Raw genomic sequence first — 1,042 nt, 5'->3', positions numbered from 1 at the left:
TTCCGCGGTTCGAAAACCATGGCGAAGAAGCTGGTCGACAACAAAGACAACGCTATGCTGTCTTATGAGCTGGCTACCATCAAGCTGGATGTGGAACTGGAAGAAACACCAGAGTCGCTACTGAAAGCAGAGCCAAACAAAGACGAATTGATCAAACTGTATGGTCAGTTGACGTTTAAGTCTTGGCTGAACGAATTGCTTGAAGGCGGCTCAGGCACTGTCGAAGCGGTTGAACTTGCAGGCTCTGCGCAAGCATCATCTTCTTCTTCGCATGCTGAAATGGAAACCTCAGCGGTAACGATTGATCGCAGTCAGTACGAAACCATTTTGGACGAAGCTTCTTTCAATGCGTGGCTAGAAAAACTCAAAGCGGCAGAGCTGTTTGCCTTTGATACCGAAACGGACAGCCTTGATTACATGGTGGCGAACCTCGTCGGTTTGTCATTTGCTATCGATGAAGGTATTGCGGCTTATGTCCCTGTCGCACACGATTATTTGGATGCGCCAGAGCAACTGGATCGCGATTGGGTTCTGGAGCAGCTGAAACCAATTCTTGAAGACGACGCTCAAGCGAAAGTCGGTCAGAACCTAAAATACGATGCGTCTGTGCTGGCACGTTACGGCATCGAGATGAAAGGCATCAAATACGACACTATGTTGGCGTCTTACGTTTACAACAGCGTAGGCGGCAAACACGACATGGACAGCTTGGCACTTCGTTTCCTACAACACAGCTGCATTTCATTCGAACAAATCGCGGGTAAAGGTAAAAACCAACTGACCTTCAACCAAATCGAGCTTGAGCAAGCATCGCCATACGCAGCTGAAGATGCAGACGTCACGCTTCGCTTGCACAATCGTCTGTTTGCTAACATCGAACAAGATGAAAAGCTAAAATCGGTTTACGAAGAAATCGAAATGCCGCTAGTCCCTGTTTTGTCTCGCATTGAGCGCACTGGTGTTCTGATTGATGACATGAAGCTGAGCGCTCAATCGGTAGAAATCGCGGCCCGTTTAGAAGAGCTTGAACAAAAAGCTTACG

Annotated in this window: 1 pseudogene; it reads left to right on the top strand. The window is 48.0% G+C overall.

The annotated features are described in order from the left end of the window. Positions 1-1,042, top strand: a pseudogene (locus tag R8269_RS26200) (DNA polymerase I); the annotation flags it as partial.

The organism is Vibrio sp. Vb0667 (genome assembly GCF_033391095.1).
This window is presented reverse-complemented; position numbering and strand designations above follow the sequence as displayed.